We start from the raw sequence: 20,914 nt of genomic DNA on the forward strand, positions 1-20,914 counted from the left end.
CATGTCAAAGTTGTTTCTATCATACCTTAATTAAATTCATAACTCAAACTAGTTAATTTTGATGCACTATTACAGTATAATTGTATTGACGTACATTTGTTTGGAGGATGATTAAATGGCTTTTGATGGATTATTTACACATGCCATGGTGCATGAATTAAACGCAACTCTTGCTGGAGGGCGTATTGCGAAAATTAACCAGCCTTACCCACTGGAACTATTAATGGTAATTCGTGCTAACCGTCACAACTATCCATTATTACTCTCCGCCAATCCTGCTTATCCACGGGTGCAAATTACCCAAATCCCCTACCAAAATCCCGCTAACCCATCTAATTTCACAATGACCATGCGCAAATATCTGGATGGCGCGATTATTGATGAGATCAAACAGGTCGATAACGATCGAATTATCCAAATATTCTTTCAACATCGCGATGAATTAGGTGACTTACAAACTTTAATCTTACAAATTGAGATTATGGCGCGGCATAGCAATATCATTTTATTCCAGGCTGCCGATCACAAAATCATCGACACCATTAAACACGTTGGGAGTGATCAGAACCGGGTGCGGACCTTGTTACCTGGCACAACTTTCATCATGCCTCCCAAACAAGCTCGGACAAATCCTTTTTTACCAAATCAACACTACAGTGATCTGGTTCGCCAATTCAAAGATGATCCTAGGGAATTAGCCAAGGCACTCCAAAATCAATATCAAGGCTTTGGTTCTGATAGTGCCCTGGAATTAGCTCACCGACTCTTAACAAGTGACCATTTACCTAGTACTTATGAAAACTTTTTGGCGACCTTTAACCAAACTCATGCCACTTTATATGAAAATGAGCGGGGAAAACTAAATTTTGCTGCATTCACGCCAACGATAAATTATAAACATCCGCGATCATTCGATTCCTTATCGGACCTTTTAGATGCATTTTATGCTGACAAAGCTGAGCGTGATCGATCCAAGGAACTGGCCGGTCAAGTCATTAAAGTAATTAATAATGTCTTGAAAAAAGATCGCCGCAAAGTAAAGAAACTAAATCAAGAATTAGACGATGCTAAAACTGCCGATCAATATCGGATTAACGGTGAAATTTTAACCACCTATTTACACCAACTCCAACCTGGGATGACCGAAATTGAATTACCTAATTTCTATGCCAATAACGAACCGATCACAATTAGCTTAGCACCGGAATTGTCTCCTTCACGAAATGCTCAACGTTATTTTACGAAGTATAACAAACTTAAAACCTCGGTCGATTACGTCAATGAACAATTAGCGCTTACTAATCAAGAGATTGATTACTTGTCCGCCATTCTTAGTCAGATCGACCTAGCTGCACCAGCCGATATCCAAGATATTCGGCTGGAGTTGCAAGAACAAGGTTATATCAAACAAAAAGGTTCCAGCAAGAAGCAACGCAAGACCAAACCGAGTCAACCAAGCGAATACCAGACTTCGAGTGGGATTCCGGTTTTAGTTGGCAAGAATAATCGCCAAAACGACCAATTGACCTTTAAAATTGCTAATAAAAATGAATTATGGTTCCATGTCAAGGATCTCCCTGGCTCCCACGTGGTCTTAAGATCGACTTCACCGTCAGATGAAGAAATTCAAGAGGCTGCGGAGATCGCCGCCTACTTCTCCAAGGGACGCGATTCTAGTCATGTCCAGGTCGACTACTTGCCTATTAAAGCGATCCATAAACCAAGTGGCGCTCGTCCGGGCTTTGTTACTTTCCGCGGTCAAACTACCTTAACAGTAACCCCCAAACTACCATGAAAATACGTAAAAAAGAACAAAAACGACTCATCATTACATACCAAATTACCATGGCCCTCCTGGCGATTGTTTCCATCTTATTGATCGTAATGGATCTTTCCCGGGCCATAACGATTACCGCTTATCCGTATTCTCTGGTTGATAACCTAATCTGGGGAATTTTCACCCTAGATTACTTGATTCGACTTGGGCGGGCGAAAAATAAGAAAGATTTTTTTGTCCATAACATTTTTGATCTTTTATCAATTATCCCTGTCAACCTCGCCTTCTCAATCTTCCGAATTAACCGTTTGGGACGGTTATTTGTTGTTATTCGTCTCCTAAGGCTGACACGTTTAGTTGGTCTGATTGGACGGTTGCGCTATTTTTTAAAATTTAACGGATTAATCTACTATCTATATATTTCCATTTCCGTCTTAGCAATCACCTCAATCATGTTCTCAATTGCAGAAAATCGTTCTATTTGGGCATCACTATGGCTTGCAATTACCACTAGTACGACTGTCGGTTATGGCGATATTGCTCCCCACACTGTTCTGGGGAAGATTTCCGCAGTTTTTGACATGCTGGTTGGGATTGGTTTAGTCGGGGTAATCACTGGAAATATTACCGCCCTGTTCTCCCGGCGATCCCCACGAAATGAACATTCCCTTAAAAAATTACACCATGAAAATCAGGCCATCTTGAAACAAAATGCTGATTTGATTAAACAAAATCAAGCCATCCTAAACGAATTGAAAACGTTAAAAGATCAGCTCCAAAACAAACAAGATGACAACTAAAAAGAGATCCGTTTGTAGGGAATTTCCTGCAAACGGGTCTTTTTGATTAACTAATTGTCAACTTCAACACCTGCTTCGGCAATTGGTAGCACCATCACGGGATCATCTAAGCCATTAGCTTTTAAAGCTTGTACGAATTCATCCACAGATGCATCTTTAGGTAATAAGGTCATTACCGTTGGCCCCGCCCCACTTAAATAGGTAGCTAGCGCCTGATGTTGGTGCGCGATTGCTCTCACTTGAGCTAGTTCTGGTACCAATTTGCTTCGGTAGGGTTCATGAAACATATCAGCTTCCATCAATTCCCCTACGGCTTGATAATCTTGCGCAAATAAGGCGGCCACTAGGGTATTAGCAATAGCACTGGCTTGGGTTGCCTCATGAAAACCAATCATGTTTGGCAGAGCATTGCGACTATCACTGGTCTTTAAATTATAAGCCGGCACGTAAGCCACAAACTGATATGGCATGGCGGGAGCTTTTACGGCTATAAAGTGATCATGTAAACTGGTTCCAATCACCGTCCCCCCTAAAATGGTTGGTGCCACATTATCGGGATGACCCTCAATTTGACTGGCGATTTCGACCTTTTCTTCCGCCGATAAATGTAGCTTCGCAATCTGGTTAGCTAATTCGATCCCACCAACGTTACAACTTGAGGAACTACCTAAACCATGTGCTAAAGGGATCGGGGAATTAACTACAATATGGTGAGGCGCCAAATCTGACTTTATTTTTAAGGCGGCCCGAACAACCATATTTCGTTCATCATGTGGTATCTGCTCTAAATCGTGATCGACCACCCAATGATCCGTCGGTTCTAAGACATCAATCGTTAAATATAGCCCCAGCGCCATCCCCATTGAATCAAAGCCAGGTCCTAAATTGGCACTTGATGCTGGTACCTTAATTCGCATTATATCTCCTCGCTTACGATGGTAATACTTTATAAGCAGCGTCAAGTTTTAAGGTTTCGCTTTCGGCTACTAGTTGTTTTAATTCTGCTAATTGTTGGTTCGTCATCGCATGGGTAATAACCGCCACATCCGCTAACTTATCTTCCCGGTTAGTTTGCTCAATCCGCTCAAAACTTGCCCCAACCTTCGTCATTAAAGTGGTGAAGGCTAACATTTGCCCCGAAACATCTGGCATCGTCATCGCTAAATAATAACTGTACTTAACATCCGCCGGATCCGCTAATTGCCGCTCATGTTGATAGGAATTAAAAGACTTCCCCGTTGTCTTTAAAGTAATGTTTTTAGCTTCCGATGTAATATCACTCAAAACACTATTGGCAGTCGGTAAACCACCAGCGCCAGGCCCATAGAATAGGGTATCACCAACCGCCGCTCCAGTAACCATGACGGCATTGTTTTCGTTATCAACCACCGCCATCGGGTGACTCTTTGGTACTAAGGTTGGCGCAACTTCAACAAAAAGCTTTTCGTTTACTAACTTGGCAACCCCCATTAATTTGATAACATATCCCCATTGGCCAGCTTGTTTGACATCTTGATCCGTAATATTTTCGATCCCGGAAACATTAAACTCGGATAACTTAATCTGGGTTCCAAAGGCAAATAAACTTAAAATAATCATCTTGTAGGCGGCATCAATCCCCGCTACGTCATTGGTCGGGTCAGCTTCCGCAAAACCTAATTCTTGAGCCCGCTTTAAAGCATGGTCATAGGACCATTGTTTTTCCCGCATTTGCGTCAAGATATAATTGGTGGTTCCGTTAACAATCCCCTTAACTTCCAGGATTTGGTCCGCCGTAAATGAATTGGTAATCGTCCGTAAGATCGGAATCCCACCAGCAACACTAGCTTCATACATTAGATCGCAACCATTCGCGTTGGCGAGAGCTGACAATTTTGGTCCATTAGAAGCAATTAAATCCTTATTAGCCGTGACCACATTTTTTCCAGCTTGCAATAACTCTTCAATGATTTCATTGGCGGGATGAATGCCTCCCATCACTTCAACGACGATGGAAATCTCAGGGTCTTTAACGATCTCATCCACATCCGTCGTCACATTGATGCCGGTTGTATCAACGGGACGCGGTTTATTTGGATTATGAACGACAATGGTCTTAACTGCCAATTTACGTCCAATCGTATTTTCAATTTTAGCTTGATTCTCGGGGTCCGAAATAATTTCTAAAACCCCAGCACCTACTGTTCCCAGACCAATAAGGCCAATTTTGATTGTTTCCATGCTGATCTCCTCAAGTTAATTTTTTATTAGTTTATCATAAACTACTTTTGATATCAGTACAATTAGGATATAATACTTAAAAATAGTTCGTATTAATTCGCATTTTTGGAGGAATATTATGCAATACCGAAGTACCCGTGGCACAACTGACCAATCCTTATCATCTTCCCAAGCGGTGATTCAAGGTCTTGCTAATGATGGTGGTTTGTTTGTCCCGGTCGACTTTCCAAAACCGAACATTAATTTAACAGAATTTGTTAAGTTAACCTACCAGGAACAAGCTCGTCAAGTACTTGGTTGGTTTTTTGATGATTATTCAGCCGAACAATTAGATCAAATTGTCGCTGCAGCTTACAATGATCAATGGGATGACCAAACGATTACCCCAGTGAGCGACGACCATGCTGGTCAATACTATTTGGAACTATTCCATGGCCCTACGCTCGCCTTTAAGGACGTCGCTTTACAAACATTGCCTCACTTAATGACGAATGCTATTAAACTAGAAAAGGTTGATCGCAAAATCGTCATTCTAACTGCTACTTCTGGGGATACTGGAACAGCTTCCATGTGTGGTTTTCAAGATGTTGACGGAACGCAAGTTATTGTCTTTTATCCACACAACGGGGTGGCCCCAATTCAATTGAAGCAAATGTTTACTCAACCTGGCGATAATCTTAATATTGTCGCCGTTGAGGGTAACTTTGACGATGCCCAAACCTACGTTAAACAGATCTTTAACGATCCGGATTTCCGGGAACAATTATTGATTCATCATGATCAGTTCTCATCTGCTAACTCGATGAACATTGGTCGCTTAATCCCGCAAATTACCTACTATTTCAACGCTTATACTCAACTAGTGCAGCGTGAAGTAATTCAAGTAGGCGATAAGGTCAATTTCAGTGTCCCAACTGGGAACTTTGGGGATATTTTAGCTGGTTACTATGCGAAAAAACTTGGCCTGCCAATCAATAAGCTAATCTGTGCTTCCGATTCCAACAATGTATTAACTGACTTCTTTAAAACTGGTGAGTATGATAAACGGCGTGATTTTAACGTTACAATCTCACCTTCTATGGATATTTTGGTCTCAAGTAATTTGGAGCGTTTACTATTCGACGCCGCTGATCAAGATTACGAATTAATCAGTCAATTAATGGATCAATTAACGACGGAAGGTCATTATCAATTACCTGCAAAAGTTTATGATCGACTTAGTGACTTTGCGGCAGGCTTTGCCAGTGAAGATGAGATCCGTGCAGAAATTAAACGGGTCTTTACAGCCGATCACTATGCGCTTGACCCCCACACCGCTGTTGGTTCATATGTGGCTCACCAATATCAAAAAGAATCCGGTGATTCGACCCCAATGATCGTAGTGGCAACAGCTAGTCCTTACAAATTCCCAGAAACTGTTTACCAAGCCTTAACTGATCATCCAGTTGAAGAGGCTGGCTTGCCAGCCATTAAGCAACTCGAGAAATACTTACAAACAACTCCTCCGGCCGGGATTCAAACCGTCTTTGGCCCTGACCACCGGACGGAAACGGTTGTTAAACCGGCTGAAATGAAAGCCAAAATTAGCGATATTTTAGATCTAAACTAATAAAAGCGCCCGTTGGGCGCTTTTATTATGCCTTTAAAAATTCTCTAGTAATCGCCATCATCTGATCATTATCAGCCGGCAGGCCAATGGTATTTCTTAACCAATGCGGCTGGAAGCCACGCCGAATTTGATATCCTTGGGATAATAAGGCCTCGGCTAAGCCTTGCTCATCATCCACCTGATAATAAATAAAATTGGTTTGACTTGGGAAATACTTTACACCCATTTGATCAAAAAAGTCCATCCAACGTTGCCGTTCAACCCGGTTTTTAGCAACCACTTGGTCGACAAAGGCTTGGTCAGCAAAGGCTGCTTGCGCTGCAATTTGCGAGACTGTCGGAATATTATATGGCAACCGAATCATTTGCATATATTGTGCTAACTGCGGAGCCATGGCGATAAAGCCAACCCGAAAACCAGCTAGACCATATGCTTTTGAAAAAGTTCGTAAGACGGCTAGATTTGGATATTGACTCAATAATGGGAAGCAGGTCACACCCTGAGCCTCATCAGCGAAATCCATATAAGCTTCATCAACCAAGACTAAGGTGTCTGTCGAAACTTGATCAAGGAAGGCTTGGATATCTGCCCGACTTTCGATAACTCCGGTCGGGTTATTGGGATTACAAAGCCAGACTAATTTAGTTTGTTGAGTAACGGCCTTGGTCATGGCAGCCCAATCATAATGGCCCGTCTCTGCATCAATTGGAACTTTAACCACTTTGGCCCCTTCAATTTCCGCATGTAAAGCATATTCAGAAAAAGTTGGATCAGGAACCACTACTTCATCGCCTGGCGTTAAAAAGGTCCGCGAAATCAATTCTAAAATTTCATCTAAACCAACGCCAAAAATAAGTTGGTCCGGTGACAAGGACCAATAATTAGCAATTTGATTCCGTAAAATCTTTGATTCCGAATCAGGATAATAATTGCCATCAAAGTCCCAGTTAAGAATGGCTTCCTTAACCTTCGGTGAGGTCCCATATGGATTTTCATTTGCTGATAAGCGCACGATCCGATCTAAATGATATTCTGCTTTAACCTCTTCCACCGACGTTTCCGGTTCATAACTTTTGAGGTGTTTAATACTTTCTTTCATCAATCACGCCTCCCATTTCCTAGTATTCTTTAATTTCTCGCCGTTCTTGGGTTTTGGACATTAAGCCTTCTCGTGATGCTAATTCACGCTTAATATCGTCATATGAAACGCCTTGTTCCACTAACAGGACCATCAAATGATAAAGTAGATCAGCAGTTTCATATTGTAATTCACTCTTGTCAGGATTTTTGGCGGCCACAATAACTTCGGTCGCCTCTTCCCCAATCTTTTTAAGGATCTTATCTAAGCCTTTCGTAAATAGATAGTCAGTATAGGAACCGGCTTGGGGATTATTTTTCCGGTTTAAAACTAATTCATATAATTGTGCTAAATCTTGCATCTCTTAAGCCTCCACTTGATTAAAAAAACAGGAACGCGCGCCCGTATGGCAGGCTGGGCCTGCCGGATTCACCCGAACTAATAAGGTATCAGCATCGCAATCGAGCGTCATCGAAACAACGGTCTGAGTATTGCCGCTAGTCGCACCCTTATGCCATAGTTCCTGGCGAGATCGCGACCAAAACCAGGTTTCATGGCTCGACAGAGTCAACTGATAACTTTCTTCATTCATCCAAGCCACCATTAAGACATCACCAGTGGTATCATCAACAACCACTGTAGTTAATAAGCCATCCGTAAATTTAGGTTTCATCTCATCACCACCCCTTGGGAGCGAACATAATCTTTGACATCTTTAATTTTTAATTCGCCAAAATGAAAGACCGATGCTGCTAACGCCCCGGTAACCTTCGACTGTAGGAAAACTTGGGCAAAATCTTCCACTTTGCCAGCCCCCCCAGAAGCAATCACGGGAACTTCAACGGCCGCCGTCAGTTGCCGATAGAAATCAACATCAAAGCCCTGTTTAGTACCATCATGAGCCATACTGGTCACTAATAATTCACCAGCACCACGTTTCACCACCTCTTGCGCCCAAGCAATGGCTTCCAAATTGGTTGCTTGTTGACCACCGTGTGTATAAACCAGTTTTTGACCACTTTGGGGATCGGTCTTTACATCAATGGCGACCACAATACACTGATTTCCAAAGCGTTGAGCCGCTTGAGAGATTAAGTCTGGATTCTTGACTGCAGCAGAATTAATTGAAACTTTATCTGCCCCGGCTCGTAACAAGGCTTGGATATCATCCAAAGTATTTATACCCCCACCAACAGTAAGGGGCATGAAAACCTGACGAGATACTGCTTCAACGGTTTCGGTAATTGGATGACGATGTTGATTGGTCGCGGTAATATCCAAAAAGACTAGTTCATCAGCTCCCTGTTGTTCATAGGCGCGCGCAATTTCGACTGGATCCCCAACATCGGTCAAATTAACAAAATTAACGCCCTTTTTGACCCGACCATTATCTACATCAAGACAAGGAATAATTCGTTTAGCTAACATGACGGTTCACCTCTGCAATCTCCGCGAGACTAATCGTCCCTTCATATATAGATCGACCAACCACACTATCATGAATCCCTTGCTTTTGTAATTCCTTAATATCATTTAAATCCCGAATTCCTCCAGAAGCAATAATGTTCGCCCCCGGAAAACGGGCTTGCAAGTCAGCTAATAAATTCACATTGGGGCCTTGCATTGCCCCATCGCGACTAACGTCAGTCACAATAAAGTGCTTGGCACCCGCTGCTACCATTTGACCAATTAAATCCCCCATGGCAACTTGTGACTGATCTAACCAGCCTTCCGTCGCCACTTGCCCGTTTTGACCATCAACACCGATCACAATTTTTTCTCCACCGTATTGAGCTAAGAGCTTTTTGGTTAAATCCGGATCTTTTAAAGCAATCGATCCTAAAATAACTCGGTCAATCCCTAGCTCGAAGTAGCTTTGAACATCCTTTGCCGTCCGAATTCCCCCTCCAATTTCAACTTGACCGGAAAATTGATGAGTAATCGTTTCAACAATTGCTTGATTAACCGGGTGACCGACTTTGGCCCCATCAAGATCAACCAGATGAATGACGCGGATGCCGGCGGCTTGATATTGATGAGCTTGTTGTAAAGGTGACTCATTAATTAAGGTTTCCGCCGCAAAATCACCTTGGTAGAGACGAACGCTTTTCCCATTTTGCATATCAATAGCTGGAATAATCATTTTGTCACCACCTTTTCCACAAAATCTTTCAGTAACCGTAAGCCAACTTGACCACTTTTTTCAGGGTGAAATTGCATCCCAATTATTTGATCGCGTTCTACAATAGCTGGAACTTGAACGCCATAGTCAACCGTTGAGGTAATATATTGGGGATCAGTTTGGGCATAATAAGAATGAACAAAATAAGTATACTGATTCGCCACTTCATTGAAAACGCTTGTTGGCTTATGCAGGATTTGTTGATTCCAGCCCATTTGCGGAACTAACAGGTCGCCATCGGGGATCGCAACTACCTTACCAGGAATTAAGCCTAGCCCAGTAGTCTGACCATACTCTTCTGAATACTCAAACAACATCTGCATGCCCAAACAGATTCCTAACAAAGGCTTACCATTAGCCACCGTAGTTTTAATAATATCGACAAGTCCAGCCGCTTGTAAGTTATCCATCGCTGCTTTGAAAGCCCCCACTCCAGGCAAAACTAAAGCCGAAGATTGATCAATTACCTTGGGATCACTAGTTAGCACGGTTTCAACCCCTAAAAAATCAAAAGCTTTTTGAACATTAAAAGTATTCCCTGCACCGTAATCAATAATGGCAATCATCAAATCACTCCTTTCGTGGAATTAACACCCACGATTTCGGGGTTAATAGTTACGGCCTTGCGCATCGCTCGCGCAAACGCCTTAAAGAGTGCTTCAATTTTGTGGTGCGTATTTCGACCATATAACGCCCGCGCATGTAAATTCATTTCGGCCGCAAAGGCGACGGCTTGGAAAAAGTCTTCCGTTACTTCGGTTTCATAGTCACCTAACCGCGGATTTTCAAACTCGCTATCAAAAACTAGGTAGGATCGTCCACTTAAGTCCACCACTACTTGAGCCAATACTTCATCCATCGGAACCCACGCATCACCATAACGTTCTATCTGGGCTTTATCGCCTAAAGCTTGCTTAAAACATTCTCCGAGTACAATTCCCGTATCTTCGACCGTATGATGAGCATCAACTTCCAAATCTCCCTGAGCCGTGACCTTCAGACCAAAACGGCCATGCTTAGCAAATAAATTTAACATGTGATCGAAATAACCGATTCCGGTTTGAATTTCAACTCCGGTTTGCTGATCTAAATTTAGTTCAACCGTAATTTTGGTTTCGCCAGTTTGACGAGTAATCGTGGCTGTCCGCATTGCCGAGTCCTCCTAATCCTTATACCTTGCTTCAATTGCCCGCGCGTGCGCTTCAAGACCTTCCGTTCGCGCAAATTTAGTAACTTTATTTGCAACATTCGCCAATTGCTCGGCAGAATATTGTAAAAACTGCGTCCGCTTCACAAAATCGTAGACGCCCAAGGGCGAAGAAAAACGAGCGGTCCCGCCGGTTGGTAATACATGGTTGGGGCCTGCTAAGTAATCCCCAAGTGGTTCTGTTGAATATCGACCTAAGAAAACCGAACCGGCATTTTCAACCAAACCCAAATATTGGCTTGGATTATCAAAGGCAATTTCTAAATGCTCTGGTGCAATGGCATTCATCAATTCAAACATTTCCGTCACTTTTGGCATAACGGCGATAAAACTGCGATCATTGATGGCAGCTTGAGCAATTTCCTGACGAGGTAAAGTCGTCAACTGCTGATCGACTTCTTTTGAAACTGCTTGGGCTAAATCAAGACTATCCGTTACCAACATGGCCCGTGCCCGGCGGTCATGTTCTGCTTGGGATAATAAATCCGCTGCCAGTTCACTTGGTTTAGCATTAGCGTCAGCCAAAATACCGATTTCTGAAGGACCAGCTACCATGTCAATTGCGACTTGGCCAAAGACCTGTTTTTTCGCGGTTGCAACAAAAATATTTCCCGGTCCCACAATTTTATCGACCGCTGGAATCGTTTCGGTTCCATATGCTAAGGCCGCAATTCCTTGCGCTCCCCCAACCTGATAAACGGCATCGACTCCCCCAATCTTTGCTGCCGCTAAAACAGCCGGATTAATACCATCCTTTTGTGGAGGCGTAATCATCACTAATTCTTGAACTCCCGCAATTTTAGCTGGGATTGCATTCATCAAAATCGTGGAAGGGTAAGCAGCTGTCCCGCCTGGAACATATAAGCCCACTCGTTTAAGAGCGGTTAGTTTTTGACCACGTACAATTCCGGGAGTTGAGACATCCAAAAAGCCCGTTTCTTTTTCTAATTCATGAAAGGCCGTGATATTATCCTTAGCCGTTAAGAGCGCTGCCTTTAGATCGTCATCAATGGTGGCGTAAGCTGCTTCTAAATCGCTGGGCTCAACCAATAACTTATCTAAATCAACTTGATCAAATTTTTTACTGTAATCTTTCAGCGCTTGATCACCATTTTTAATTACATTTTGGATGATAGTTTGGACAGATTGTTCAATTTCAAAGTCGACCGTCTCTTGTGTGTAGTCATCAACGATGCGTTTCATGGTGGCTAAATCTTCTTGATAAATTTTCATTCGGTTATCCTCAACTTTCTGGAATGACGCTAGATAATTCGTGCATAAAATTTAAAATAGCAGTTTTCTTATGTCGCAGGGCCATCGTATTAGCCACTAATCTGGTTGACACCTTAGTTAAGCGGTCATAGACCACTAAATTATTTTCCCGGAGGGTCGTCCCGGTTTCCGTAATATCAATAATGGCATCCGTTAATTGAATTAACGGCGCTAATTCAACTGAACCTTCAATCTTGATTATTTCGACATCTTGGCCTAATCGGTCAAAATAGCGGGCCGCCACTCGGGGATACCTAGTGCCGATGGTCTTTCGACCTGGCGCATTAACATCAAAACCAGCGACTGAGGCTAAAATGAACTGGCATTGACCTATTTTTAGATCCATCAGTTCGTTTCTTTCATTCCCCTGCTCCATTAATAGATCCGACCCCACAATGCCTAAATCAACCACTCCTCGATTAACGAAGGTCATCACGTCCGGTCCCTTGGCCAGGATAAATTGATAACCAGGAAGATCGATAATTAATTTCCGTTGTTTATTTCGAAAGGGGGTGATATCAATCTGCAATTTATCGAGCAATTCCATAAATTGTTCTTCGACCCGTCCTTTAGTTAGTGCGATTTTCAAGATCATTTATTAATTCTCCCTTTTCATTTAAAATCATCAGTTGACGCTGGTGTTGATGGGCTAATGATCGGGCCTCCCTTAAGCTATCAGCTAACGACAATTCATAATTGACATGTTGATTAACTAGTTGTTGAGCCGCAAATAATTGATCTTGTTGACAATAGATCTCTACCCGCGATGCTGGAGTGGCCGGGCTGATTAGCTCCGCCATCATTTGAATATTAATCCCCATCCCTACGGCAGGAATATTTTTGGAGTTAACATTGGCTAATAACTGATCATATCGACCTCCACTGATCACATATTGATTACTTTGGGCGGTATAAGCTTTAAAAATCAATCCGGTATAGTATTTTTGAGGCGCCTTACTAGCTAAATCAATCATAACTGATTGCCCAGGGAGGTTAGTTATAAATTGGGCAAAAGCAATAATCTGTTGAATGATTTTCTTGATTGGAGCTGGTAATCCTGAATCTTTGAGTAGTTCTTCAATTTCGGCACTTGAGCCAAATAACCACGGCCATTCTTTCAAAAAAGTACCAATTGGACCAGCAGAATAGGGCTCAATCAATTTTTCGTAAACTGGTAAGTTCTTTTGAAAAAGGGCTTGTTTAATGGCACGGCGCTGATCGTGGTCCTTCGTCACCTGATCTAACACTGCCTCAGCTAGGTCAACACTCCCTAACTCAATTACCAACGAATTATCAAACCAATCCTGATTAATCTGATTAATAATTGTTAGACATTCGAACTCCGCTTTCGTGGAAGGATAGCCAACTAATTCAATTCCGGCTTGGGTCTGTTCACGTTCGAAACCTTGGTATTCACGATGACGCTGCATAAATTCGCCCACATAAGAGAATTTATTAGGCAATGCCACATTAGTCGTTGATAAGAAACGAGCAATTGGCAAGGTCAAATCAGGCCGAATAGTCAAGACATTGCCATCCGCTTCCAACACCCGATAAAGATCTCGTGACTCGGTTTCGTATTCAGCAAAAACCGGTTCGTATTCCAGTAAGGGTGTCTGAATCTTATGATAACCAAGCTGGTCAAAACGTTGGAAAAGATAATGTCGTAATTGCTCCTTGGTGTCGAGACGACTGCCATAATAGTCTTTCAGGCCAACTGGTAAACGATATTGATTCATAAGGCCCTCCTTTCTTGATAAAAAAATACGCCCCCTGCCATATGGCAAGAGGACGTATGATCGTGGTTCCACCTCAGTTCGTCCATTCCTCACAGAATGGACCTCAGTTTGAACAAATAGTTCAAGGGGATAACGAGCCGTTCGAATTAGTCTTAATCAACTAATCAGTCTTCATAGGTGTGGTTCAGTTGAAATGTTCACCCCGTTTTCAGCTACTCGGGAACTCTCTAGACAACTTAGATCAACTTACTCGTCTACTCATCACTTTTTTCTAATCGATATTTAATTTATGTCAATATCATATTAGTTAACTATTCAAATGTCAACAAATATTTCGGACTATTTAAAAGCCTCATAAAGATGATAACCATGTCCAACTTCTTTAATACTGTGTGCATCGGATCCATAGACCATCGACACGCCTAGTTCCTTCGCTAATTTTGTAATTCGAGTACCGGGGTAAAAATCATTACAATATTCTTTATACATACCAGCTAAATTAAAATCTAGTTGCCGCCCCTGATCTTTTAGCAAAATTAAAATATTCTTAATTAACCGCCATTCTTGTTCATTATAGTCTTGCGGCAATGCAAAGTAATCTTGATATTTCCGCATCAAAGTCAGATGACCCAAACGTTGCGGCTGATAGACCCCTAAATCAGTTGAGATGGCCTGTTTAATCACTCTTAGATAACGTTGATAAAAAGCGTGCGGCTGATCTTCTAAATCCGTAAAACCCATTTGTAACTCTTCGGGAGAATAATCAACTCCATAAATCAAACCATCCGCCCCACGTAGATAATGTACTGACAGGATATTTTGATCCGTTCGTGGACCATAGGTATCTAGGAATTGTCGAATTTCAGCTTCAAAACCGTCCACATAATCAACTTCAAAACCAACATGCAGCTTAATTTGATCTTGATACTTAGCCCGAACTTGATCGACTAAGTTAAAATAACTTTCGACTTGTTCATACGTTAATGAAGCCGTCTGCCAATCATCTTCAACTCCCCCAAATTCCGCTACAAAACCATTTGGTAAGGGGGCATGCTCAGTCACGCAATAATCTGTAAAGCCCATTTGAATGGCTTTTTTCACCATGTCTTCAAGTCTATCACCTGAACCATGCGGACAAAGTTCCGTATGTGAATGTCCTTCTATTTTCAACTTCGTCACCACCATTTTTATTTTTATCCTACAAAAAAATCAGCCATCTCACAATGACTGATTTACCATATCAATTCAAATATTCAACTTTAGCTCCCATACTAGTCAGCTTTGACGGCTGTTGTCCATGTAAATGGAGTGATTTAAATGGGAAAACATCTTGATAATGTAATGAACGAGTATCATTACTTGGTTGCCATTGATCAAATTCAGCTTCTTCAAATTTCCCTAGACTTAACTTGGTAGCTAGGCCAACAATGTCTAATTTTAAGGCCTTCGCGAGCATCGCAATATCGGCCGCGGGAATTGGTTGAACCTTAATCATTTGGAACTGATCATGATCCTTCGTAAAGATTAATTGATAAACTCCTGGACGATGATTGCGACCCATTTCTTGATCACAAAGCTGGTTCAGCTTCAAATGCTGATCGGCTGTTAAATCGCTTGGATAAATTTTATCGATACCAAAATACTCACTCCCATCAGCCGTTGGTAATTCTTGATTGACGCCTAAATGGTAGGTAACCTGACCATCAAATAAAACTTGGGCTTCATAAGTTGGTTGGCTTAATAAAATACGGACCGGGCGATCAATCATTCGAATTGGTAACAGAGTGAAATTCAAATCTAATTGTTTCAGATGGTCAATAATTTCGTGAGCCAACTGAGGAACAAATACCACTTCCGGTTGTTCTAAGTAGGCCACTTCATTCACCAACTCACTGGTCCGCGGTTCCAAATAAACCTTATCAGCAATTTTAGATGAAAGGGTGACCGAACTAGGATTGTCGTTAATAACAATGACTTCATAACCTGCTTCTTTAAGCGTTTTTAACATCTTCGCAGTTACGTAATCATCAGCCGTCCCATTTCCAAGACCGCGGGGTCCAGGACCAATAACTAAAGCCCGCGGGGCGGCACCCGCCACACTCTCATTTTCCATCTCAAAAGTAGCATAAAAAGTCCGAGAATGTTGTTCAAACTCACCTGCTGCCGGCTCAATCTCTTTAAAGGTTCGATTAATCTGAGCTTGCGAACGAAATTGACTAATTTCATCAAACTTTTTTGGCTTAAACGCGCAATCGTCACATCTGGCAAGCCCCAATACTTGGCCTGACGGAATAAATCAGCTGTCAATTCTTGGGTCTTCAATTGATGTTCTAATCTAACAATTAATTGAAATTGATTAAAGTAATAGGAATCAATTTGGGTTAATTCGGCCAATTCGTCACTCGTATACCCTCGTCGTAAGGCTTCAACTAGAGTATAAAAACGATTATTTTGGGGATGAATCAGCAACTGATCTAACTGATCATCGGTTAATTGTTGCACCATGGCTAGCCGTTGATTACCCATATCCGTTTCTTGATAGGTCAAGGCCTTTAATACTGCTTCGACCAAACTCCGTCCAATCCCAATCGCCGAACCAATCGATCGTTTTTGCGTTCCTAAACGCCAATCAGCGGTCGGTAATTGAGAGTTGGGAAAGACGGGAATTCGTACTGCCGTTGCATCCATTAATGGCTCGGTTAAAGCCGTCAAAGGGACATAGTGTTCGCCAAGATTAATCTCACGTAAGCGTTCGCCAGTGTATAACAACCCCACTACTTCACATAAAGGATAACCCGTTGCCAATTCCACAAAGGATGAAATTCGGTCAAAATAAGGACTAACTTTCGTTACATAAATGCGGTTATGAGCCCGATCAACCGCAAATTGGAGATGGTTAACTCCAACAATTCGTAACCGCCGCGTAATCTTAAAGGCCAGCTTTCGAATGGTTTGAATTTCCCGATCAAGCAAGGTTTGGGCCGGCGTCACTGCAAAGGAATCCCCGGCATGAATGCCAATCGGATCCATATTTTCGACTGTCGCGATCTGCATTAATGTCCCTGATTGGTCGCGCACCACGACGGTTTCAATTTCCTTGAGGCCTTGCAAACTTTGTTGAATGGATACACGGCGGATTCGGGATGCTTTTAAAGCTTCAGCAAAGGTTTCTTGGAATGATTGATCATCATGGACAATATGACGAAAACTATGCTCCCGCGGTGATAAAGACCGGACAATTAATGGAAAGCCATACTGTTCTGCCATCAGATAAGCATCTTGATAATTATCGACCACCTGGACGTTTTTCATCGGTACGTCAATTTGTTTGAGCGTCCGCTCTAATTTTGAAGGATTATTGGTCTGCTGAACGGCTGACCAGTTAACTCCCGCCAATTTCGTATTAACCTCTTCAAAAATCCCCGTTTCTGACAGAGATTCCATTAAGTCAAAAATCCAGCGTCCCCCAATGGTAGGCACAATCAGATCTGGTTGATACTGATGAATTAACGCCACCAAATTATCTACTGTTAAGGGACGGATCTCTGGATAATCAATGTATTCTTGTGCATCCAGACTATAGGAAAATGGATTGTTATTAACGAAGATGGTTTCCCATTGCCGAGCTTTGAAAGCCGACGCAATATTAAGCACGGTTAGATCCAGCTCATCTCCGCTGTACATATTATCTGGTCCTGAACCAACTAATAGCGCACTTGGCATTCTAAAGCTCCTTTCGTTTCGTTAACAATTCAACAAATTCATCAAATAAAGGGTTAGCGTCATCTGGCCCGGGAGCCCCATCAGGAAAGAATTGGACCGAAAAGGCCGGATAATACTTATGGCGTAGGCCGATGACACTATCCGTTAATAGATCAACATAGGTAATAAATAGGCGTTGCCGGTTAACTGCTGAACGTTTAATTCGGTAACCCATGGTTTGTTGCGCATAAATAATATGATCCGTCACAATTTCTTGAATTGGGTGATTATTACCGTGGTATTCAATTGGCAAGCGTTCACTATCCGTTTCGTTGGCTAAAGCAAACAACTCATGCCCTAAACCAATTGCAAATAGCGGCACTGTTGCTTGAATTTTTTGAATCATCTCAATCACACTGGATTTAATTGCATGCGGATCTCCAGGACCCGAGCTTAAAACCACTCCAGCGGGATCTAATTGCATGATTTGCTCAGCAGTTACATCATAGGGCAAAACGGTCACATTGCACTTTCGCCGACTTAATTCACGCAAAATCCCATTCTTTAGGCCGAAATCAATCACAACCACACTGGGTCCCACATCTGGATTGGGATATGGCTTAGGTGTTGAAACCTGTGCCACTTGTTGGTTGGTTAACACTGTGGCATTTAATTGATCAAAAGCGTGCTCATCAGCGACCGGGACTAAACTCCCGCGAACTGGACGCCCTAAAGACCGCAAATGATGTACCAAAGCGCGCGTATCAATATCAGTTATCCCAGGGATATTATGTCGTTTTAAATAGTAATCTAAACTGCGTCGGTCATCAGGATCAATCATCCCCGCATTCCGGACCACAACTCCTTTAATGGTTGGTTCAATTGATTCATAAATATTCGACTGAATTGGTAAATTACCAACATTTGGCTGGGTGAAAACAACAATTTGATTATGATAAACCTGATTGGTAATCAATTCTTGATAGCCAGTCATACTCGTATTAAAAACCACTTCTCCAAAAGAAACGGCCGGTGAACCAAATTCGCGACCATTAAAAATAGTACCATCTTCTAAAATCAGTGCTTTCTCTGGCATGTTTTCGCCCCCTTTCGTTTATTGAACGGCGTCCGTCCGGTCTAAAAACTGTATCATTTTTTCAAACCAATCTGGTAATGGCGCGGAAAAGCGCATTAATTTACCCGTAGTTGGATGAACAAAGCCCAACGTCCTGGCATGCAAGTATTGCCCATTTCCCGGTAAGGTTTTACGGGGTCCATAGAGTGGGTCACCAGCTAAAGGATGGTTAATATATTTCATATGAACCCGGATTTGATGTGTTCGCCCGGTCTCAAGGTGACATGAAATCAAAGTATAGTGTTGATAACGTTTCAAAACTTTGAAATGCGTCACTGCTGATTTCCCATTAGCAACAACCGCTTGTTGCTTCCGATCTTTTAAGGACCGACCAATTGGTGCATCAATTTTTCCTTCGTCTTCTTTAATTACCCCGTGCACTAAGGCTAGATACTCTCGCTCATTCGTTTTGGCTTTTAATTGCGCTGCTAACGACTGATGAGCATGATCATTTTTTGCTACCATCAAGAGACCTGAGGTATCCTTATCAATTCGATGGACAATTCCAGGACGAAACTCGCCATTAATCGTCGATAAAGGAGAATGGTATAAAAGTCCATTTACCAAGGTATGGTTAGGATGTCCTGCCGACGGATGGACCACCATTCCTTGAGGTTTATTAACAACAATGACATCATCGTCTTCATAAACAATATCTAAAGCCATTGCTTCTGGCGTTAAATCAATTGTTTTGGGTTGCGGTGGCGTGATCTCAATTTGATCGCCTACAAGTAAATTATATTTAGCTTTAACCTGCTGATGATTGACTGTTACCCGGCCTTGATCAATCCAGTTTTTGATTTGTGATCGGGATATATCCGTTAAATGTTGAGCCAAAACTTTATCCAGTCGTCCCTGCATCGTCGAATCGGCAACGATATGTTGTGGTGCCATCTTAATCCTCCCGTAAGATAATCACAATATAAATCAATACCCCAAGGGTTAAACAACTGTCTGCAAGATTGAAAATCGGAAAATTAATGAAGGTTAGCTCGAACATATCAACAACGTAACCTTGTGCAAAACGATCAATGAAATTGCCAAGAGTGCCCGCCAATAATAAAGACAGGGCCACCATCTTGGCTCTTTGATGCCAGTTACGTTTCATTAACCATAAAATCACCCCAATCGCCACTAAGGCGATCACAATAAAAAAGGTGTGCTGGCCTTCTAACATGCTCCAAGCCGCCCCATTATTATGAACATTGGTCAAGGCTAACCATCCTGGGATAAGGGTAATCGTATCACCTAATTGTAAGTTGCTAGCTGCCCACCATTTAATCGTTTGGTCGGCTAATACCAGCAAAATTACTAATCCCCCATAATACATCGTCTAAGCCTCCTTCGACTTAGCCATCAGATTATTCAATAATGTTTCTAACGAACGGATTGAGCGCCGCGACATACTAAAAGTCATAACCTCACCATGGGCCGTAAAAACAACCGTATTTTTTCGAAAGTATAAGTGCTTAATTGCTGACAATGGAATTTCAGCATAATCTTGTTGTAAGACCCGATTTAGAATTAACCGATCTTCGGTCACGATCATAGTTCGCCGAAAAATCGCTAAGGCACTAATTACTAAAAAGACGAGCAGAAAAACGGCAGTAATCCAGTTAAATGTAGTTATTTCTAGCCAAATCACGACACCAACAATCAAAATTAGGAAAGTCCAACACCAAGCGATAATTGCCGTCGTAATATCTGGTTGATAGAAGTATTTCTTTTTTTCAGTCATTTTGAAACCCTCGCTTTGAAAGGATGCTTATGATAAAAATCTATTCAGATGCTGCTGTTAGTGGTAATCCCGGTCCTGCTGGCGCCGGTTGTCTCATCATCATCAATGGTCAACAACATCAATTTAGCCACTCACTTCCAGCTACTGATAATCATCATGCGGAATTTATGGCTGCTAGCTGGGCCTTTGAACAACTAGCTCAATTCAAGTCCGCTGATCAGATCATTTTCTTTTATACCGATAGTCGATTAGTCAGCGATGCTATTGGTAAAGGTTATGCTAAAAAATATGCTGCCGAATTAAGTCGGTTATTAACCCTCATCGACCAATACCCAACCGTGGTCACCGAATGGCTCCCCGAAAAACTGAATCACGGTGCTCACCAATTAGCTTTGCAGGCCTTGCATCAATCACACACGTGAATATTATAACAAAAATACGGACTCGCGATTTAA

At 42.1% G+C, this 20,914-nt stretch carries 23 protein-coding genes; 4 read left to right on the forward strand and 19 right to left on the reverse strand.

The window, feature by feature from the left end; translation table 11 throughout:
- Positions 1 to 115: 115 nt before the first annotated feature.
- Positions 116 to 1,795, forward strand: coding sequence for an NFACT RNA binding domain-containing protein (locus PS3_RS08480; RefSeq protein ID WP_007122678.1), 1,680 nt, complete (start codon positions 116 to 118; stop codon positions 1,793 to 1,795).
- On the forward strand, positions 1,792 to 2,577 hold the full coding sequence (locus tag PS3_RS08485) for an ion transporter (RefSeq protein ID WP_007122679.1): 786 nt from the start codon (positions 1,792 to 1,794) through the stop codon (positions 2,575 to 2,577). Before PS3_RS08480 ends, PS3_RS08485 begins: the two co-directional genes overlap by 4 nt.
- A gap of 50 nt (positions 2,578 to 2,627) precedes the next feature.
- Here the strand turns inward: PS3_RS08485 and thrB are convergent, their stop codons facing one another.
- The gene (gene thrB / locus PS3_RS08490; protein ID WP_007122680.1) at positions 2,628 to 3,494 is read right to left on the reverse strand and encodes a homoserine kinase; all 867 of its coding nucleotides are present in this window, start codon (positions 3,492 to 3,494) and stop codon (positions 2,628 to 2,630) included.
- A gap of 13 nt (positions 3,495 to 3,507) precedes the next feature.
- Positions 3,508 to 4,797 carry a homoserine dehydrogenase gene (locus PS3_RS08495; protein ID WP_007122681.1) on the reverse strand — a complete coding sequence of 430 codons (1,290 nt, stop codon included), beginning with the start codon at positions 4,795 to 4,797 and terminating at the stop codon, positions 3,508 to 3,510.
- Between the two features lie 118 nt (positions 4,798 to 4,915).
- On the opposite strand from PS3_RS08495, the gene thrC reads away from it, so the two are divergent.
- Positions 4,916 to 6,406, forward strand: coding sequence for a threonine synthase (gene thrC, locus PS3_RS08500; protein WP_007122682.1), 1,491 nt, complete (start codon positions 4,916 to 4,918; stop codon positions 6,404 to 6,406).
- A gap of 25 nt (positions 6,407 to 6,431) precedes the next feature.
- Here thrC and hisC read toward each other — a convergent pair whose 3' ends face one another.
- The 17 genes from hisC to PS3_RS08580 all read right to left on the reverse strand — a co-directional run bounded on the left by hisC (position 6,432) and on the right by PS3_RS08580 (position 20,459).
- Positions 6,432 to 7,505, reverse strand: coding sequence for a histidinol-phosphate transaminase (hisC, locus tag PS3_RS08505; RefSeq protein ID WP_007122683.1), 1,074 nt, complete (start codon positions 7,503 to 7,505; stop codon positions 6,432 to 6,434).
- A 19-nt stretch (positions 7,506 to 7,524) separates the two neighbouring features.
- Positions 7,525 to 7,845, reverse strand: coding sequence for a phosphoribosyl-ATP diphosphatase (hisE, locus tag PS3_RS08510; RefSeq protein ID WP_040468752.1), 321 nt, complete (start codon positions 7,843 to 7,845; stop codon positions 7,525 to 7,527).
- A 3-nt stretch (positions 7,846 to 7,848) separates the two neighbouring features.
- On the reverse strand, positions 7,849 to 8,157 hold the full coding sequence (hisI, locus tag PS3_RS08515) for a phosphoribosyl-AMP cyclohydrolase (protein ID WP_040468753.1): 309 nt from the start codon (positions 8,155 to 8,157) through the stop codon (positions 7,849 to 7,851).
- Positions 8,154 to 8,912: an imidazole glycerol phosphate synthase subunit HisF gene (gene hisF, locus PS3_RS08520; protein WP_040468754.1), complete on the reverse strand. Its 759-nt coding sequence runs from the start codon at positions 8,910 to 8,912 to the stop codon at positions 8,154 to 8,156. The genes hisI and hisF overlap by 4 nt, the downstream gene beginning before the upstream one ends.
- Positions 8,902 to 9,627 (reverse strand): 1-(5-phosphoribosyl)-5-[(5-phosphoribosylamino)methylideneamino]imidazole-4-carboxamide isomerase, encoded by a 726-nt coding sequence (gene hisA / locus PS3_RS08525; RefSeq protein WP_007122684.1) that lies wholly within the window; start codon positions 9,625 to 9,627, stop codon positions 8,902 to 8,904. The genes hisF and hisA overlap by 11 nt, the downstream gene beginning before the upstream one ends.
- The gene (hisH, locus tag PS3_RS08530) at positions 9,624 to 10,232 is read right to left on the reverse strand and encodes an imidazole glycerol phosphate synthase subunit HisH (RefSeq protein WP_007122685.1); all 609 of its coding nucleotides are present in this window, start codon (positions 10,230 to 10,232) and stop codon (positions 9,624 to 9,626) included. Before hisH ends, hisA begins: the two co-directional genes overlap by 4 nt.
- Entirely contained in the window at positions 10,232 to 10,816 is a 585-nt protein-coding gene (gene hisB / locus PS3_RS08535; protein ID WP_007122686.1) for an imidazoleglycerol-phosphate dehydratase HisB, read from the reverse strand. The genes hisH and hisB overlap by 1 nt, the downstream gene beginning before the upstream one ends.
- Before the next feature lie 12 nt (positions 10,817 to 10,828).
- A complete protein-coding gene (gene hisD, locus PS3_RS08540; protein ID WP_007122687.1) occupies positions 10,829 to 12,106 on the reverse strand; it encodes a histidinol dehydrogenase in 1,278 nt (425 codons plus the stop codon).
- A 10-nt stretch (positions 12,107 to 12,116) separates the two neighbouring features.
- Positions 12,117 to 12,740 carry an ATP phosphoribosyltransferase gene (hisG, locus tag PS3_RS08545; RefSeq protein WP_007122688.1) on the reverse strand — a complete coding sequence of 208 codons (624 nt, stop codon included), beginning with the start codon at positions 12,738 to 12,740 and terminating at the stop codon, positions 12,117 to 12,119.
- Positions 12,715 to 13,884 (reverse strand): ATP phosphoribosyltransferase regulatory subunit, encoded by a 1,170-nt coding sequence (locus PS3_RS08550; RefSeq protein ID WP_007122689.1) that lies wholly within the window; start codon positions 13,882 to 13,884, stop codon positions 12,715 to 12,717. The genes hisG and PS3_RS08550 overlap by 26 nt, the downstream gene beginning before the upstream one ends.
- A gap of 339 nt (positions 13,885 to 14,223) precedes the next feature.
- The gene (hisJ, locus tag PS3_RS08555; protein WP_007122690.1) at positions 14,224 to 15,054 is read right to left on the reverse strand and encodes a histidinol-phosphatase HisJ; all 831 of its coding nucleotides are present in this window, start codon (positions 15,052 to 15,054) and stop codon (positions 14,224 to 14,226) included.
- A 70-nt stretch (positions 15,055 to 15,124) separates the two neighbouring features.
- Positions 15,125 to 15,982 (reverse strand): carbamoyl phosphate synthase preATP-grasp domain-containing protein, encoded by an 858-nt coding sequence (locus PS3_RS09975; protein WP_050950905.1) that lies wholly within the window; start codon positions 15,980 to 15,982, stop codon positions 15,125 to 15,127.
- Positions 15,955 to 17,607: an ATP-binding protein gene (locus PS3_RS08560; RefSeq protein ID WP_050950906.1), complete on the reverse strand. Its 1,653-nt coding sequence runs from the start codon at positions 17,605 to 17,607 to the stop codon at positions 15,955 to 15,957. The genes PS3_RS09975 and PS3_RS08560 overlap by 28 nt, the downstream gene beginning before the upstream one ends.
- Before the next feature lies 1 nt (position 17,608).
- Entirely contained in the window at positions 17,609 to 18,682 is a 1,074-nt protein-coding gene (locus PS3_RS08565) for a carbamoyl phosphate synthase small subunit (protein ID WP_007122691.1), read from the reverse strand.
- A gap of 18 nt (positions 18,683 to 18,700) precedes the next feature.
- The gene (locus PS3_RS08570) at positions 18,701 to 19,615 is read right to left on the reverse strand and encodes an RluA family pseudouridine synthase (RefSeq protein WP_007122692.1); all 915 of its coding nucleotides are present in this window, start codon (positions 19,613 to 19,615) and stop codon (positions 18,701 to 18,703) included.
- A gap of 1 nt (position 19,616) precedes the next feature.
- Positions 19,617 to 20,051: a signal peptidase II gene (lspA, locus tag PS3_RS08575; protein WP_007122693.1), complete on the reverse strand. Its 435-nt coding sequence runs from the start codon at positions 20,049 to 20,051 to the stop codon at positions 19,617 to 19,619.
- 3 nt (positions 20,052 to 20,054) lie between these two features.
- Positions 20,055 to 20,459 carry an EbsA family protein gene (locus PS3_RS08580; RefSeq protein ID WP_007122694.1) on the reverse strand — a complete coding sequence of 135 codons (405 nt, stop codon included), beginning with the start codon at positions 20,457 to 20,459 and terminating at the stop codon, positions 20,055 to 20,057.
- Between the two features lie 29 nt (positions 20,460 to 20,488).
- Between PS3_RS08580 and PS3_RS08585 the strand changes: the two genes are divergently transcribed.
- Positions 20,489 to 20,881: a ribonuclease HI family protein gene (locus PS3_RS08585; protein WP_007122695.1), complete on the forward strand. Its 393-nt coding sequence runs from the start codon at positions 20,489 to 20,491 to the stop codon at positions 20,879 to 20,881.
- Positions 20,882 to 20,914: the final 33 nt, after the last annotated feature.

This window comes from Limosilactobacillus gastricus PS3 (assembly GCF_000247775.1).
Classification (GTDB): Bacteria; Bacillota; Bacilli; order Lactobacillales; family Lactobacillaceae; genus Limosilactobacillus; species Limosilactobacillus gastricus_A.